Origin of the sequence: Mesorhizobium sp. M7A.F.Ce.TU.012.03.2.1 (genome assembly GCF_004006095.1) — a bacterium.
GTDB lineage: Bacteria > Pseudomonadota > Alphaproteobacteria > Rhizobiales > Rhizobiaceae > Mesorhizobium.
The window spans coordinates 2,556,312-2,573,166 of record NZ_CP034779.1; the positions used below are offsets into that span (position 1 = coordinate 2,556,312).

12 protein-coding genes and 1 pseudogene are annotated in these 16,855 nt (G+C 61.9%); 5 read left to right on the forward strand and 8 right to left on the reverse strand.

Features of this window, described 5'->3' with window-relative positions; translation table 11 throughout:
* Positions 1 to 188 precede the first annotated feature (188 nt).
* A complete protein-coding gene (locus EJ079_RS12365; RefSeq protein WP_127395725.1) occupies positions 189 to 3,272 on the reverse strand; it encodes an efflux RND transporter permease subunit in 3,084 nt (1,027 codons plus the stop codon).
* Positions 3,269 to 4,597: an efflux RND transporter periplasmic adaptor subunit gene (locus EJ079_RS12370; protein WP_127382765.1), complete on the reverse strand. Its 1,329-nt coding sequence runs from the start codon at positions 4,595 to 4,597 to the stop codon at positions 3,269 to 3,271. The genes EJ079_RS12365 and EJ079_RS12370 overlap by 4 nt, the downstream gene beginning before the upstream one ends.
* Positions 4,598 to 4,742: 145 nt before the next feature.
* Between EJ079_RS12370 and EJ079_RS12375 the strand changes: the two genes are divergently transcribed.
* Positions 4,743 to 5,276, forward strand: coding sequence for a TetR/AcrR family transcriptional regulator (locus EJ079_RS12375; RefSeq protein ID WP_127809097.1), 534 nt, complete (start codon positions 4,743 to 4,745; stop codon positions 5,274 to 5,276).
* Positions 5,277 to 5,289: 13 nt separating this feature from the next.
* Positions 5,290 to 5,514: pseudogene (locus EJ079_RS12380) on the forward strand (SDR family oxidoreductase); the annotation flags it as partial.
* Positions 5,515 to 5,530: 16 nt separating this feature from the next.
* On the opposite strand, the gene EJ079_RS12385 reads toward EJ079_RS12380, so the two are convergent.
* The 6 genes from EJ079_RS12385 to EJ079_RS12410 form a co-directional block, all read right to left on the reverse strand.
* On the reverse strand, positions 5,531 to 7,210 hold the full coding sequence (locus EJ079_RS12385; RefSeq protein ID WP_127809098.1) for an ABC transporter ATP-binding protein: 1,680 nt from the start codon (positions 7,208 to 7,210) through the stop codon (positions 5,531 to 5,533).
* Position 7,211: 1 nt separating this feature from the next.
* Complete coding sequence (locus EJ079_RS12390; protein ID WP_245481860.1) at positions 7,212 to 8,063, reverse strand: ABC transporter permease; 852 nt, start codon at positions 8,061 to 8,063, stop codon at positions 7,212 to 7,214.
* Positions 8,060 to 8,998 carry an ABC transporter permease gene (locus EJ079_RS12395; RefSeq protein ID WP_127267170.1) on the reverse strand — a complete coding sequence of 313 codons (939 nt, stop codon included), beginning with the start codon at positions 8,996 to 8,998 and terminating at the stop codon, positions 8,060 to 8,062. Before EJ079_RS12395 ends, EJ079_RS12390 begins: the two co-directional genes overlap by 4 nt.
* Before the next feature lie 73 nt (positions 8,999 to 9,071).
* Positions 9,072 to 10,604, reverse strand: a complete 1,533-nt coding sequence (locus EJ079_RS12400) for an ABC transporter substrate-binding protein (protein ID WP_164873777.1) — start codon at positions 10,602 to 10,604, stop codon at positions 9,072 to 9,074.
* A gap of 74 nt (positions 10,605 to 10,678) precedes the next feature.
* Positions 10,679 to 12,121: an amidase gene (locus EJ079_RS12405; RefSeq protein ID WP_127809100.1), complete on the reverse strand. Its 1,443-nt coding sequence runs from the start codon at positions 12,119 to 12,121 to the stop codon at positions 10,679 to 10,681.
* A gap of 46 nt (positions 12,122 to 12,167) precedes the next feature.
* The gene (locus tag EJ079_RS12410; protein ID WP_128362570.1) at positions 12,168 to 13,118 is read right to left on the reverse strand and encodes a MurR/RpiR family transcriptional regulator; all 951 of its coding nucleotides are present in this window, start codon (positions 13,116 to 13,118) and stop codon (positions 12,168 to 12,170) included.
* 379 nt (positions 13,119 to 13,497) lie between these two features.
* Between EJ079_RS12410 and EJ079_RS12415 the strand changes: the two genes are divergently transcribed.
* Genes EJ079_RS12415 through EJ079_RS12425 form a run of 3 tightly spaced genes read left to right on the forward strand, consistent with a single transcriptional unit; the run spans position 13,498 to position 16,855 of the window.
* Positions 13,498 to 14,826, forward strand: coding sequence for an NAD(P)H-dependent oxidoreductase (locus EJ079_RS12415; protein ID WP_127267166.1), 1,329 nt, complete (start codon positions 13,498 to 13,500; stop codon positions 14,824 to 14,826).
* Positions 14,827 to 14,828: 2 nt separating this feature from the next.
* On the forward strand, positions 14,829 to 15,857 hold the full coding sequence (locus EJ079_RS12420) for a thiamine pyrophosphate-dependent dehydrogenase E1 component subunit alpha (protein ID WP_127261511.1): 1,029 nt from the start codon (positions 14,829 to 14,831) through the stop codon (positions 15,855 to 15,857).
* Positions 15,857 to 16,855, forward strand: a complete 999-nt coding sequence (locus tag EJ079_RS12425; RefSeq protein WP_127267172.1) for an alpha-ketoacid dehydrogenase subunit beta — start codon at positions 15,857 to 15,859, stop codon at positions 16,853 to 16,855. The genes EJ079_RS12420 and EJ079_RS12425 overlap by 1 nt, the downstream gene beginning before the upstream one ends.

Genomic DNA, 16,855 nt, shown 5'->3' on the forward strand with positions numbered 1-16,855 from the left:
ACGCTGCGGTATCGAGCACAGCTCGAACCAGGGTATTGAGTACAGCGCAAACCGGCGGTATCGAGCAAAGCTCGAACCGGGGTATCGAGCCCAGCCAAAAAGAAAAGAGGCCGGAAATTCCCGGCCTCTTTTCTTTTGCTTCCATCTATTTGTCCTGCCCATTTCCGAGCGGGAATTCCTCGACCGCCTTAGCTCGGCAGTGCCGGCATCAGCTTGGGATCCGGCTTCTCCGCCAAATGAGGCAGGTCCTTGCTGGCGATGAAGGTGTAGAACATGGGCACAACGAAGAGCGTGAACAGGGTTCCGACCAGGATGCCGGTGAAGATGACCAGGCCCATCGAATAGCGGGCCGCGGCACCAGCGCCGCTGGACGTAATCAGCGGCACCACCCCGAGGGCCATCGCCGCTGTCGTCATCAGGATCGGCCGCAGGCGCACCTTGGCCGAGGCGATGATCGCGTCGCGCCGCCGCATGCCATGCTTTTCACGCTGCTGGTTGGCGAACTCGACCAGCAGGATGCCGTGCTTGGTGATCAGACCGATCAGTGTGATCAGGCCGACCTGCGTGTAGATGTTGAGCGTGCCGAGGCCGAGATTGAGCGGCACGATCGCGCCGAAGATCGACAGCGGCACCGCCATCATGATGATCAGCGGGTCGCGGAAGCTTTCAAACTGCGCCGCCAGCACCAGATAGATGACGACAACGGCGGCCGCGAAAGCGATCAGGATGGTGTTGCCCTGTTCCTTTTCCTGTCGCGATTGACCGGAATAGTCGATGAAGAAGGTGTCGGGCAGGCTCTCCTGGGCGATGTCCTCCAGCGCCTTCAGCCCGTCGCCAGTCGTGACGCCGGGCAACGGAAGCGCCGAAATCGTCGACGAATTCAGTTGGTTGAACTGCTCGATTGCCGCCGGCGCCGCATTGTTCGAAATCTTGACCACCGCCGAGAGCGGCACCATCTCGCCCGTCACGCTGCGCACGAAGTATTCGCCGAGCTTATCGGGGTTGTCGCGAAACTCCTGCGGCACCTGCGGGATGATGTCGTAGCTGTTGGAGTCACGGTCGAACTGCGCCACTTCGGCGCCGCCGACCAGCAAGGTCAGCGTGCGGCCGATATCTGCGATCGGCAGGTTCAACGCCGCGGCGCGATCACGGTCGATGGTCACCGTCACCTCTGGTGCGTCATAGGCCATCGAATTCTGCACGACGATGAAGCGGCCGGAGGCTTGCGCCTTGTTCTTGATCTGCTCGGCCACCTCGTACACTTCCGAGGAAGCGCCGGTCGATCGCACCACCATGGAAATGGGCAGGCCGCCACCAGAGCCGGGCAGCGTCGGCGGCGCGAAGACGAAGGCCTCGACGCCAGCCACTTTGGCGATACGGGCCGTGATGTCGGCCTGCAGTTCCTTCGAATTGCGCTTGCGTTCCGCCCAATCCTTGAAGGCATAGCCGACGAAGGCGCTGTTTGTCGTGCCGCCGAAGGCGACGGCCGAGAACTGCGCCCGTGTTTCGGGAATATCCTTCACCAGGCCGAGGATCTGGTTGACATATGTCTCGGTGTAATCGGAGGTCGCATAACGCGGCCCTGTCACAATCGAGAGCAGAAAGCCCTGGTCCTCTTCCGGCGCCAGTTCGCTCGAGGTCTTGGTGAACATGAAGCCGGTGACGCCGACAAGCGCAAGCACGATGATCAGCGTCAATGGGCGATAATTGAGCGACCCGGTGACGGCGCGTTCATAGACATGCTCGACGCGCGCGAAGGCGCCGTCGACAATGCGCTGGAAACGGCCCGGCGTGCCGGACTTCAGGAGGCGTGCCGACATCATCGGGGTGATGGTGATGGCGATGACGCCCGACAGCACCACTGAGCCGGCGAGCGTGACTGCGAATTCACGGAACAATGCGCCGGTCAGGCCCCCGGTGAAGGCCAGCGGCGCGAACACGGCGGCCAGTGTCATGGTCATGGCAATGATGGCCGACGATATTTCGCGCATACCGCTGAACGCGGCCTGCATCGGCGACATGTGGTCTTCTTCCATATGGCGATGGATGTTCTCCACCACCACGATGGCGTCGTCGACGACCAGGCCGATCGCCAGCACCATGGCCAGCAGCGACAGCAGGTTGATCGAATAGCCCACCGCAAACAAAAGGAAACAGACGCCGATCAGCGACAACGGGATGGTGATGATCGGCATCATCACCGACCGGAAGGAGCCAAGGAACAGAAGGATGACGACGATGACGATGGCAACCGCCTCGGCGATGGTCTTGAACACCTCTTCGATCGAAGCGCTGATCTGCCCGGTCGCGTCGTAGACGACCTCGATCGTCATGCCTTTCGGCAGCGTCTCCTGAATCTGCGGCACCAGCTTGGTGAGCGCAGCCGCCGTGGTCAGCGGATTGGCCGCCGGCGTCGGGAAGATGGCGAGGAAGGTGCCGGGCTTGCCGTTGAACGAGACCCGGGTGTCGGTGTTCTCGGCGGCGAGTTCGACGCGAGCCACGTCGCGCAACCGCACCACATTGCCGTCAGTCGAGCGCAGCGGCAGCTCGGCGAATGCCTCCGGCGTCTGCAATGTCGAGCGCACGGTGATCGAGGAAACGACATACTCGTTCTGGGTGTTGCCGGGCGCCGACAGGAAGTTGGAATTGTTGATCGCCGTTAGCAGTTCGGAGGCCGTCACGCCGCGCGCGGCAAGCTTGACCGGATCGATCCAGACGCGCATCGAGTATTCCTGGGCGCCGAAGATCTGCACGTCGGCGACGCCTTCGACCGTCGACATGCGCGGCCTGATGACGCGCTCGATATACTCGGTCAGCTGCTCCTTCGTCATGTTCGGGTTCTGCATCGAGATGTACATCATCGCGAACTGCTGGCCGGTGCCCTTGACGATGACAGGGTCCTTCGATGCGTCCGGCAAGGTGCCGCGCACGCCCTGGACCTTGGACAGGACTTCGGTCAGCGCGACGTCGGGGTTCGAGCCGAGCTTCATCTGCACGGTCACGGTGCTAGAGGACGGGCGGCTGGACGAGGTGACGTAGTCGATGTTTTCGGTCGAGGCGACGGCGCGGGCAATCGGGGCGGAAATGAAGCCCTGGATCAGATCGGCGCTGGCGCCTGGATAGGCCGTCGTGATGGTGATCGCGGTTTCATCGACCTTCGGATACTGCCGGATCGACAGGTTGAAGATGCCCTGGAAACCCAGGAGCAGGATCATGCAGGCAAGGACCGTCGAAAGAACAGGCCGGCGAATGAAGAGATCTGAAAAGCTCATTGCTGTTCGGCCTGCTTGTTCGCCGATTTGGTCGGGTCGATGGTGTTGTCCACAACGACGGACATGCCGTTGAAGAGGCGGTTCTGGCCGGCGGTGACGACCTCGTCGCCGGCCTTCAGCCCCTCGACGATCTCGACCATGCCTTGATTGCGGCGGCCGGGCTTGACGAACACCTGCGACAGCACGAGCGCGGGCTTGTCACCTTCCGCCGCCGGCTTGGCCGGATCGGCAGCCTTGTCGGTTGGTTTTGCCGCATCGGCGGCAGGCTTGGCTGCATCAGCCGCCGGCTTCATGGCATCGGCCGGCTTGGTGTCCGCAGGCTTGGCTTCCGCCGATTTGTCGGCTGACGGCGCGGCGGGTTTTTCCTCTGGCTTGGCTGGGGCCGCCTCGGCAGGCTTGGCCGGCTGCACCACGAAGATGTAGTCGCCATAGAGGCTTGTCGTCAGCGCCGTCTGCGGCAGGGTCAGCACGTTCTGCTCTTCGGGCAGCTCGACACGCACCTGCACGAACTGGCCGGGGGTCAGCTTGCCATCGGGATTGGCGACTTCCGCCCGGATGTTCACCAGCCGGCTGGACGAGTCGATCTTCGGGTCGATGCCGCGAATGGCGCCTGCGAATGGCCTGTCCTCACCGCCAAGGCCCAATCGAATCGTCTGGCCGATCTTGAGCAAGGCGAGTTGCTGTTCGGGAACCGAGAAATCGACCCGCATCGTGTCGAGGTCCTGCAATGTCACCACGGCGGTGCCGGGCGCCAGATACTGGCCGATATCGATTTTGGGAATGCCCACCGTGCCGCCGAAAGGCGCCGTCAGCTGCTTCTGTTCGAGTACGGCCTGCAGCTTGGTGACCTGAGATGCCGAGGCCGAGGCCGCCGCACGCGCCGTGTCCAGCGTCGAGTCGGAGCCGACGCCACGCCTGGTCAGTTCAATGGCGCGGGCCAGCGAGGTCTGGTCGAGCGCGGCCTGCGCTTTCTGTGCGTCGAGATCGGCGCGCTCGACGGCGTCATCGAGCTGCAGCAGAACCGCATTGTCGGCCACCTTCTGGTTGGCATGGAAAAGGATGTCCTTGACGATCCCGGTGGTCTCGACCGTCAGGTCGACACCACGCACAGCCCTGACCGTACCGATCGCCTCGACGCCTGGCGTCCAGGCCGAAGGCTTGGCGATGGTCGTCGAAACGGTTGCCGCCGGCGGCTTCATCGATGCGAAGTACTGCTTGATGCCGTTGTCGCGCAGGAAGTTGAAGCCGACGATGCCGCCGACCACAACGACGAGCAGAGCCAGAACCAGAACAATGATAAAGATACGGAGTATGCGCTTGAACAAGGAAGTCCCCTCAGTCGAAATCCGGCGCGAAGCGCGGATATCGGGACACATATCGACTGCGGGTCCCGATTTCAAATAATGGCGGTCTTCCTGTACCGTCTGGACGGTCTTGTCAATTGGGCCTAAGCTTGCGATGGGAGGCCCCATGAGAGCCCAAAGACCGAATTCGCGCGAGAAGATTCTCGCCGCGGCGGCTGATGTTGCCCGGGAATCCGGACCAGGCAGCCTGTCGCTGGATGCCGTAGCCAGCCGTGCCGGCGTGTCGAAGGGAGGGCTCCTCTACAATTTCCCGACCAAGGCAAAATTGATGCAAGGTTTGGTCGAAGGCTATCTGCGTGAGTTCGAGCACGCACTGGAAGCCGCCCGCACAAATGCCAAGGACGAAAATCCCCTGGCTGTCTACATCAGGCTGTCAGCCAATGATTGCGAGGAAAAGCAGCCGTCGGCGTCCTGGATTTTCTCGGCCATCGCCGAGGATCCCGATTTCATGATGCCGATAAAGACCTTCAAGAGGCAGCTTTTCGAGCGGCTGAAAGGTGAGACGCCGGATCTCAAATCGCTGTTGATCTGCTATCTCGCCATCGAGGGATTGCGCAGCATGAACCTCTTCGATTCGGATGTTCTGTCGAAAGACGAGCGAGAGCTTCTGGTATCGTCCCTGCTCGAGATCGCCAAATAGGCGTCGCCCACCCTATGTCTGGACCCCGCTGGTCGAAAGGCAGATTCCCGACACCATGAAGGCGCGCGGCATGACCGAGGAACAGGTCAAGCACGATGTGCTGCTCGCAGCCCAGCCGACCAAGGAATTCGTCACCGTCGACGAGCTTGCCGCGCTGACGCTGTTCCTGTGTTCGGATGCGGCCAGGCAGATCACCGGCACGACCTTGCCGATGGACGGCGGCTGGACGGCACAGTAGACCGGCCCCGAAGGCTTCAGCATTTGCTTCCGGCGGCCAGTAGCGGGGTGTCTCCTGGTTGGATTCCGCTGCTCGTTCGACGCGAGAGTTTCGGGATAGCGGCGATCAACTCTTGGGTATAGGCCTGCTGCGGGCGATCCAGAACGTCTTCCGTATGGCCGTATTCAACCAGCTTGCCGTGCTGCATGACCGCAACGTGCTCGCAGAGATAACGCACCACGCCCAGATCGTGGGAAATCAGGATCAGCGTCAGCGACAATTCGCGGCGCAGCCGCGCAAAGAGGCCGAGCACCTGGGCCTGGATGGTGACGTCCAGAGCGGAGGTGACTTCATCGGCGATCAAGATCTCCGGCTCCAGCGCCAGGGCTCTGGCGATGCCGACGCGCTGCCGCTGGCCGCCGGAAAGCTGCGTGGTGCGTCGGTCCAGCAACTGGCGCGGCAATTCCACTTTTTCCATCAGCTCGCGGATCCGCTCCGGAATGTCTCTTTCCGGGCAGATGTTCTGTTGCCGCAGCGGTTCGGCCAGAGTTCGCGCAACCGTAAACGCCGGGTTGAGGGACGTGAACGGGTCCTGGAACACCATCTGCAGTTTGCGAACCTGCTCCGGTCGGCGCTGCCTTAGCGCGCGATCGAGCGATTGGCCGTCCACCTCGATCTCTCCTTGTTCCGGCTGCACCAGGCCTGCAATGGCCCGGGCTATGGTGCTCTTGCCGGAACCGGACTCGCCGACGATCCCCAGTGCCCCACCGCGCCGCAATGCCAGCGAAACATTGTCGACCGCGCGCACGATCTGCGGCGGCTTGCGTGTCGCCCAGGCTGCAAGGCTCTGCCCTGGGTAGAAGTTCACGCACAGGTTCTTCACCAGGAGATGCGGTTCCGTCGCCACGGGGCATGCATGCGTGGTCGGCTTCATCAGCGAGGGTTGGGAAGCGATCAGGCGCTTCGTGTATTCATGGGCGGGGTCACGCAGGATCTGATCGACCGAGCCGATTTCCAGCACCGCGCCGTCCTTCATGACGACGACGCGGTCGCACATTTCCGCGATCACGCCAAGGTCGTGAGAGACCAGAATGACCGACAGCTTGCGTTCACGCCGGATGCCGCGGAGCAGGTCGAGTATCTGAGCTTGCACCGTCACATCAAGTGCCGTCGTGGGTTCGTCGGCAATCAGCAGTTTCGGTTCGAAGGCAAGGGCCGCCGCAATCATCACCCGCTGACGCATGCCACCGGATAGCTCGTGAGGATAGGCGCCCGCGCGCCTTGGCGCGTCCTTGATGTGCATGTCTTCGAGCAGTCCGACCGCCCGCGCATTGGCCTGCCGCCAGGATATGCCCTGATGGACCACCATCGCTTCGCCCACCTGACGCCCGACCGTCATGATCGGATCAAGATGCGTCGACGGGTTCTGGAAGATCATCGCCGCTTGCCCGCCACGCAGCTGGCCCAGTTCGGCATCCTTCATGGCGAGGACATCGCTGCCCTCGAACATGATCCGGCCCGACTTTACCAGTGCGTTGCCGGCAATCAGCTTGAGGATGGCTCTGCAGGCCACCGTCTTGCCCGATCCGGATTCACCGACGATCCCAAGGACCTCTCCTGCTTTTAGTGAAAAGCTGACGCCGCGCAGGGCGTGGACGTCGCCAAAATTGGTGGCGAAGTCGATGGTGAGGTTCTCGACGCTGACGAGGTCGCTCATCTCAGGATTCCGTGTTCAGGAGGCGGGCGAGACCATCAGCGGTCAACGAGAGGCCCAGCGCCAGAAGGCAGATGGCGATGCCTGGGAAGATCGCAATCCACCATGCGGTCGTCAGATACGTCTGCCCGTCCGCGATCATGGCGCCCCATTCGGGCGTCGGCGGTTGTACGCCGAGGCCGAGAAAACCCAATGATGATCCGAGCACGATGGCCAGCACGGCATCGGTCATGACGAAGACGATCGATGGGACGATGGCATTCGGCAGGATGTGGAACAGCATGATGCGCAAATGCCCAAAACCCATGCCACGTGCCGCCAGCACGAAATCGACGCCGCGCAGCACCAGCGCCTGGCTCCGCACAAGTCGCGCATAGCTGACCCAGTTCACCAAGGTGAGCGAGATGAAGTAGCTCTTGAGGCCGGGCCCAAGCACGGCCACGATGGCGATCACGAGGACGAAATAGGGAAATGATACGGTGACCTCGAGGATGCGCATCAGCGCCGCATCGATCCGGCCACCCAGATAGCCGGCGATAAGGCCGATGATGGTCCCCAGGATGATCGGACCAACGACGCCAAAGAAGGCCATGGCGAGATCGTAGCGTGCGGCAAACAGTGTTCGCGCCAGGACATCGCGGCCGATGGCGTCGGTGCCAAACCAATGCTCGGCGCCAGGTGGTTTCAACGCCTGCATCACATCGACCTTGATCGGGTCGAAACTGGTCAGCACCGGCGCCAAAATGGCCATGACAATCCAGGCCAAGGTGATGGCGCCGCCAATGATCAAGGTTGCCGGCATCGTCCGGATACGCGCCATGGCCAAGGAGCCGCCGCCCTGCATCACATCGCTCATAATTCCACCCTTGGGTCGAGAATGGCGGTCAAGACATCGACGGCAAAATTCGAAATGACGACACCTACGGCAAGCAGCAGGGCCACTGCCTGGACGACGAACTGGTCGTGCGTGAGAACGCCGCGGATGAGCAGGTTGCCGAGCCCTGGAATGTTGAAGACATTTTCGACAACGACCGTTCCGCCGATCAGGAAGGCGACCACGACGCCCAGCAGATTGACTGTCGGCAACAGGGAATTCCAGAACACATGCCGGGAAAAGATGTAGCTTTCCGGCAGGCCCCTGGAGCGGCAGGCGATCGCGTAATCCTTGTCCATCTGCTGAATGAAGGTCGCGCGCAGATTGCGCGCGAGGATCGGCGTCACCCCGATGCCGATCGTCAGGGCCGGCAGGAAGAGATGCCACAGATTGTTGAAAAAGGTCGGCCCGTAACCGGATACGGGGAAGATCTTCAGCCGCAGGCAGAAGCCCATGATCAGCAGCAGGCCGACAAAGTAGGACGGCACGCCGACGCCCGCGACGCAGACGAGACGGATGAGGTGATCGATCCACCGTCCGCGCTGCCGGGCAGCGGTGACCGCGAGCGCGAATGTCAACAGCAGCGAGATCACGAGGCCATAGAGGATCAAGAAAACCGTTGGCGCGATCCGTGCCGCGATGACGCCGCTGACGGGACCCCGGAAGGCGATCGACTGACCGAAATCGCCGCGCAGGCAATTCAGCACGTAATAGAAATACTGCACGGGGATGGGCTGATCGAGACCGTATCGCGCCCGCACGAATTCGATCGCCTCCTGACTGGCCTTGGGGCCAAGCATGAGGCGAACCGGATCGCCGGGTGTCATTTGCAGCAGCAGGAAGGTGATCACACTGATACCCAGCAGCACGGGGATCAACTGTATCGGCCGCCTGAGCACGAAGGAGAATCGATTCATGGTGGGGATCCTGGTGTCAAATCGATGCGAGACGGGGACGAAGATCTCGTCCCCGTCTCGCATCCTGTGCCGATCAATCCAGGCTGGTCCCGCCGATGGACGAGAATTGCAGGCCGACGTTTAGGACCAACCCTCTCACGCTCGGAGCATAGGCGTTGAGCCACGTCGGGTGATAGAGCGCCACCTGCGCCACCTCGTCCACCACGGTCTTCTGGATCTGGGCATAGAGCTCGGCCCGTTTGGCATTGTCCGCCTCGCCCGAGGCTTCATCGATCAGTTTGTCGACCGTTTCGTTGTTGTAGCGGGTGTAGTAGGACTTGTTGTCGCCCGCGCCCCAGACGCACCAGCGCAATGCGTTGTCGGGATCTCGCGTCTCGTTGTACCACCAGTTCATTTCCGCCTGGTACTCGCCATCGGCGAGGCGGGTCCATGCCTGGGTTGAATCGATCTTGGCAATGTTGACGGTGATGCCGACTTCCGCCAACTGCGCCTGGATCAGCACCGCCGCCTTTTCCTCGTCGGCACTTCCCGCATTCTGGATGAGTTCGAAACTGGCTCCGATCTTGCCGGAATCGGCCAGCAGGGCCTTGGCCTTTCCGACGTCTCGGGCAATGACTGGCAGCGATTTGTCGAAGAAATCGAGCGTCGGGCTCATGATGGAACTGGCCGGCGTGCCGAGACCCAGCGTCACCGCGGCATTGATGGCCGTTCGGTCGATGCCATAGCTGACGGCCTGGCGGAATTTGAGGTCGTTGAAGGGTTCTGCCGAATGGTTGATCAGCATGTCATAAGTGGTGCTCGAAGGTTCAGGGTCGGCGCGGAAGCCGGCGGCCTTCAACTCGGCCATGCGCGGGGCCGGAACTCCCAGGCAGACATCGAGCTCGCCCGCCTGCAACATCGAGACCCTGGTGTTGTCGTCCGGGACATAGCGGAATTCGACGCCGTCGATCTTGGGCTCGCCTTGGCGGTAATAGTGCTCGTTGCGGCCAAGGACCACGCGGTCTCCCGGCTTCAATTCGACGAATTTGAACGGCCCTGATGTGACCGGCGCCTTGGCGAAAGCGTCGTCGCCCATTTTCTCGACCGCTGCCTTCGGCACAATGCCGGTATTCCAGATTTCGGTCAGCGTCAGGAAGGGCGTGAATTTGCGATCGAGCGTCATCACCACTGTCCTGGCGTCCTTTGCCTCGATCTTGGTCAGGGGCTGGAACGGCGCCGCATAGGCGGAATCCTTCTGGAAGCGCATGCGGTTCCAGCTGAACGCCACGTCCTCGGCCGTGATCGGCGACCCATCGGAAAATTTGGCCTCGCGCAGGTGGAAGGTATAGGTCTTGCCGTCATCCGCGATGTCCCAGCTCTCGGCAAGGCCCGGGCCGACTTCAGTGCGATCGGCATTGGCATGCAGCAGGCGTGCATACATCATGCCCTGGATGAGGATATCGGCTCCGTAAGTGGTTTTGATCGGGTCCAGGGTGAGAACCTCGGCTCCATAGGCCATACGCAGTATCTTGCTGCCGTCAGCATTGGCTCGAAGCAATGTGGCCGGCAACGTCGCGATGCTGAAGCCGGCAAACGCCGCACTTTTGAGGAATACTCTGCGGTCCATGACAATCTCCCATTTTCGTTGATGATGTTCCCGGGGCGGTTCCATGCTTGTTGGTTCAAGCAGTCCTTGTTGGTTCAAGCAGTCTTGGTGATGTGGGTAGGTGGTTTGCGCTGGTGCCAGGCGTAGTCGGCTTCAAGCACCGCACCCAACCGCAGCAGCAGATCGTCGCGTCCGAACGCGGCGACAAACTGCACTCCGATCGGCAGGCCGTTTTGCGTCCAGCCGAGCGGCAGGGATATCGCCGGCGATCCGGTGCCGTTGAAGAGCGCGCTGAACGTCTCCTTCGGCGCCAGATCGGCGAACACCGTGTCGATGTCGCGGCCAGGACGATCCGGGTTGTGCGTGCCGAGCAACTCCGGCGAGATCGCGCAAGTCGGCGTCACCAGCACGTCATGGACGGCCAGGAATTCGCCAACCGTCCGCGTGATCCGGTCATACACCGCGAGAGCCGCGATCAGGCTTGCCGCATCGAGCGTTCGGCCATGGCGGTAGACGGCAAGTGTCGTCTGCTGCAGGCTGGCTTCATCGATCGGCCGCCGCAGCAGGCCCGCCAACTCGTCGAGCGACTGCGCCGTAGAAGCTGCCCAGATCACTTTCTGTGCCGCCAGATAGCGCTCATAATCGAACACAGGCCCGGCTTCGACGACCTTGTGGCCCAGTTGCTCCAGCCTCTTGCCCACTTCGAGAACTGCCGTCTTCACCTCGGCGTCGAGCGGATAGCCGGACCAGGACGTTGTGCACAGGGCAATGCGCAAAGCCTTGGGTGGCGTCTTGATCGCCTGGGCATAGCTGGTGGTCGGAGGGACGATCTCATAGCTGTCGCCGGGAAGCGCACCAGACCCCAGATCAAGCAAAGCCGCCGTGTCGCGGATCGAGCGTGTCAGCATGAATGAAATGGCGAGACCCAGCATTGGCGCATTCGATTCCGGCGCGCCGCTGATCCGGCCACGGGACGGCTTCAGGCCGACGACCCCGCAAAAGGCGGCGGGGGTGCGAATGGAGCCGCCACCGTCGGCGCCTTGCGCGAAGGGAACGATGCCGGCGGCAACGGCCGCGGCTGCGCCGCCGCTCGATCCCGAAACACCCCTGCTGGTATCCCAGGGATTGCGTGTCGCACCATAGAGAGAGGATTCGGTTGCCGCAGCTATACCGAATTCCGACGTGGTGGTACGCCCGATATTGGCAAGGCCGCCGGATCGCATTTTCACCCAGAAGGCGTGATCGTCGCCGCAAATGAAACCCTTGGCGAGAACGCTGCCGAACTCTCCCGGCCGGCCGGCTTCGATAGGGAAATCCTTGGTCAATGTCGGCATGCCGTGGAAAGGTGCGGGTCCGGGAACATCGCCCAGCCCCTCGATCGCATCGGCATAGGTTTCGATCACGGCATTGAGCTGCGGATTGACCGCGGCGATCCCTGAAAGGATGCAGTTACCCAGTTCGCGTGGCGTGATTTCCCGATTGCGCAGGAGCTCGGCCAGACCGACGCCGTCATAGGCGGCGTATTCCGTCAACTTCATGCGCCTGCCCTGACTGTCCACGGTTTCAGCAACGGGTGATGCATCGTCATTCTTCGCCCTCTTCCTCTTTGATGTGCCGTGCGACGCGCCGTGGCGGTTTGTGAAAGGTCCGCAGGATTCCGGCGATATCCTCCAGCTCATTCATCCGCGTCTCAGCCGATTTGCCGAGTTTCTCGGCAACGGAATGCGTGAGGAGGTTCAGAACCGAACTTATCGCGGCCGTCGAATCCCAGTACAGGTCGACGCGCGTCGATACTTCGAGCGCCAGTTTTGTGTATTCAGATGCCCAATGGCTGTATTTGTCGGTAACGATGATCAGAGGAATCTTTCGGCGCTTGATCTGGGCGCACAGCCGAAAGCTCATCGCTGCGTATTCCGCCGTGTCGATCAGCAGGACGCAAGAATTTTCGCCGCTATCGGTGAGGATTTCTGAGAACGTGCCGCCCAAACCTTCGGCAAAGCGGACACCGCTCCGCACCCAGCGCAGACGTGTCGCGAAATCGAGCCCCAGTCCCTTCACCGCCTGGAAGCTGACGCAGTTCACGCGGTCGCAGGTGCTCAGCAGATGAACGATTTCGGACCACATCTCGCCCTGGGCAAGGCCATAGGCCGCGGCCAAGGCCTGCTGCTCCATCTCCAGGCTGCGAGCCAACCGCTCCTGCTTCTCGCCGCCGATGCGAAAACGCAACTCAGCACTGTCCAGGCCTGGGCTTGTGACTTTCGGCGCGGAGCGCAGGCCACGCTTCATTTCCTTGAGGTCGGTGTAGCCGAGACGCCGCACGAAACGGGTAACGCTTGCCTCGCTTACGCCGGCGCCGGCGGCAATGGTGGCGCCAGTTTCAAAGGGGATGTCATGGATGTTGGCGAGCAGGTATCGCGCGATTGCCTGCTCGGTCCGGGCGAACTCCAGCCAGCCCTCACGCAACCTGGCTTCCAGCGCGCTGGCCACCTCGGTCTCACCGGAAACAGTCTTCTCGCCAGGCGTTTTCATCTTCATCGGCCGCAACGTCCCTTGGCAGACCTATTTGGAACAGACCGGAAAAGGCCACCCCAGGAAGCGCACTTCATTCCAGTTCATGACGCGACGCTAGCACGCGAGGACACGCTGTGAAAGATAAATTTTACAATCTAATATTTCGGTACTTTTATTTCACGACCGGCCGTAATCGCAAAAAAGCGTGCCGCGCTGGCTGCGCGCCTGCGAGCGAACCTGTCTTCGCGCGTCGCGCGGTTCCCGGCTTCGTTTCGTCCATGGTTCGGGTTGCGGGGAAGTGGTTTTAAGCACGAGAATCTGGACATTAGTCTTGACAGAAATACAGATGTTCAATACCCGTCAGGCAATCGAACAAGCCTGCATTATGGGAGGAACGAGCGGTATGGCTTCCAATGTTTCGTTGACGGGCCTTGCCCGCGATCTCGAGGAACGCGCCAAGTCGGGCAAGCCTATCCGCATCGGCCTGATCGGCTCGGGCGAGATGGGAACCGACATCGTCACTCGTGTCGCCCATATGTCGGGCATCGAGATCGGCGCCATTTCCGAACTGAACCTGCCTGCCGCCAGCAAGGCCGTCGATATCGCCTTCCAGGAAACCGGGCATGCGCGCGAGGTGTCGAACGCGTCGGCGATGACGGCGGCGATGGAAGCCGGCAAGGTGGCGGTCACCAACGATGCCAGCCTTGTCATCAACAATGATCTGATCGACGTCGTCATCGACGCCACCGGGGTTCCCGCCGTCGGCGCCGAGATCGGGCTGCGCGCCATGGAACATGGCAAGCATCTGGTGATGATGAATGTCGAGGCCGACGTCACCATCGGCGCCTATCTGAAGAGCGAGGCCGACCGGCTCGGCGTCACCTATTCGCTGGGCGCCGGCGATGAGCCGTCCTCCTGCATGGAGCTGATCGAGTTCGTTTCGGCCATGGGGCATCCGATCGTTGCCGCCGGCAAGGGCAAGAACAACCCGCTCAACATCGACGCCATTCCCCCAGACTATGAGGAGGAAGCCAAGCGCCGGCACATGAATGTGCGGATGCTGGTCGAATTCGTCGACGGCTCCAAGACCATGGTCGAGATGGCGGCGATCGCCAATGCCACCGGCCTGGTTCCAGACAAGGCCGGCATGCATGGCCCGGCGGCGACGCTTGGCGAACTGTCCAAGGTGCTGGTGCCGCAGAAGGATGGCGGCGTGCTGTCGAGGGTCGGCGTCGTCGACTATTCGATCGGCAAGGGTGTCGCGCCCGGCGTCTTCGTCGTTGCCGATATGTCGCATCCGCGCATCTCCGAGCGTATGGAAGATTTGAAGATGGGCAAAGGCCCGTATTTCACTTTCCATCGTCCCTATCACCTGACCTCGCTCGAAGTGCCGCTGACCTGCGCGCGCGTCGTGCTCTACGGCAAGGCCGACATGGTGCCGCTGGCCAAACCGGTGGCCGAAGTCGCCGCCGTGGCCAAGAAGGACATGAAGCCCGGCGAGAAGCTCGATGCGATCGGCGAATATTGCTATCGTGCCTGGATCATGACGACGCCTGAGGCGCGCGCCGCCAAGGCCATTCCCTGCGGCCTGCTGCAGGGCGGCTCGGTCACCGCGCCGATCAAGAAGGGCGAGCTCATAACCTACGCGAATGCAGCGCCCGCGGCGGGCTCCAAGATCGCCGAACTGCGCGCCCGCCAGGACAAGCTCGTCTATGGGTCCGTGGGAGCGTGATCATGGCCACAGCCAGCAAAGCCGTCACTGACAGTCGCGCCAATCTGCCCTTCGTCTACCGCCACTACAGCGCCGAGCAGCTCAGGGAGGTGCTCCACAAGATGTACCTGATCCGCCGCTTCGAAGAGGGCGCGGAGGAGTGCTACACGCGCGGTCTCATCCACGGCACCATGCATTTGTCGATCGGCCAGGAAGCCAGCGCCATGGGCATCTGCATGCCGCTTGCCGAGGATGACCAGATCACCTCGACGCATCGCGGTCATGGCCACTGCATTGCCAAGGGTGCCGAGGTCAAGCGCATGTTCGCCGAGTTCTTCGGCAAGACCACAGGCTATTGCAAGGGCCGTGGCGGCTCGATGCACATCGCCGATGTCGGCAAGGGCAATCTCGGCGCCAATGGCATCGTCGGCGGCGGCATCCCGATCGCCGTCGGGGCGGCATTGTCCTCCAAGATGATGAAGACCGGCAAGGTCGTGGTCTCGTTCTTCGGCGATGGCGCCAACAATGAAGGCGCTTTCCACGAGGCGCTCAACATGGCGGCGGTCTGGAAGCTGCCCGTCATTTTCGTCTGCGAGAACAATGGCTACGGCATGTCCACATCGACAGCCCGCTCGACCGCGGTCAAGAACATCGCCGAGCGCGCCGCCGCCTATTCGATGCCGGGCGTCATCGTCAACGGCAACATCTTCTCCGAGGTCGCCGAGGCGTCTCATCAGGCTATCGCCCGAGCCCGCGCCGGCGAGGGGCCGACGCTGATCGAGTCCAAGACCTACCGCCATCGCGGCCATTCCAAGAGCGACCGCAACCGCTATCGCACCAAGGAAGAGATCGAGGACTGGATGTCGAACCGCGATCCGATCACCCTGTTCGAAAGCGAGCTCAGGGAATTCGGCTTCATCGACGACAAGGGCATCGAGGCCATTCGCGATGCCGTGGCGCAAGAGATCGCCGAGGGCATCGAGTTCGCCAAGGCGAGCCCATCGCCCGATATCAGCGAGACCGGAAATTACGTGTATACGGAGCAGGCGTGATGGACGCGATGGTGCGTGAACTGAGCTACGCCCAGGCGATCCAGGAAGCCATGGCGATCGCCATGGACATGGACGAACGCGTTTTCCTGATGGGCGAGGATATCGGTGTCTATGGCGGCGCCTTCCAGGTCACCGGCGACCTGGTCGAACGTTACGGCGCTGACCGCGTCATCGACACGCCGATTTCGGAATTGGGCGGCGCGGGCGTCGCGGTGGGCGCTGCCCTCACGGGCATGCGGCCGATCTTCGAGTTCCAGTTTTCCGACTTCGCCACGCTTGCCATGGAGCAGATCGTCAACCAGGCGGCCAAGATGCGCTTCATGTTGGGCGGCGAGGTTTCGGTTCCCGTGGTGATGCGCTTTCCCGCCGGTTCCGGCACCGGTGCGGCGGCTCAGCACAGCCAGAGCCTGGAAGCCTGGCTCGGCCATGTGCCGGGTCTGAAAGTCATCCAGCCGGCGACCCCCTATGATGCCAAGGGTATGCTGTTGGCGGCGGTCGCCGATCCCGATCCGGTCATGATCTTCGAGCATAAGCTGCTCTACAAGATGAAGGGACCGGTGCCCGAAGGCTATTACACCGTGCCGATCGGCAAGGCCGATATCCGCCGCGAGGGCCGGGATCTCACCATCGTCGCCACCTCGATCATGGTGCAGAAGGCGCTCGACGCGGCTGCCGCACTGGAGAGCGAAGGCATCGACGTCGAAGTCGTCGATCTCCGCACCATCCGGCCGATGGACAAGCAGACCGTCATCGACAGCGTCAAGAAGACGTCGCGGCTGCTATGCGTCTACGAAGCGGTCAAGACGCTGGGCATCGGCGCCGAGGTCAGCGCCATGATCGCCGAGAGCGAGGCGTTCGATTATCTCGATGCGCCGATCGTGCGGCTGGGCGGCGCCGAAACGCCGATCCCCTATAATCCGGAGCTCGAGAAGGCGACGGTGCCGCAAATTCCCGACATCATCACCGCTGCGCGCGACCTCGTGAAAGGGGTTCGCTGA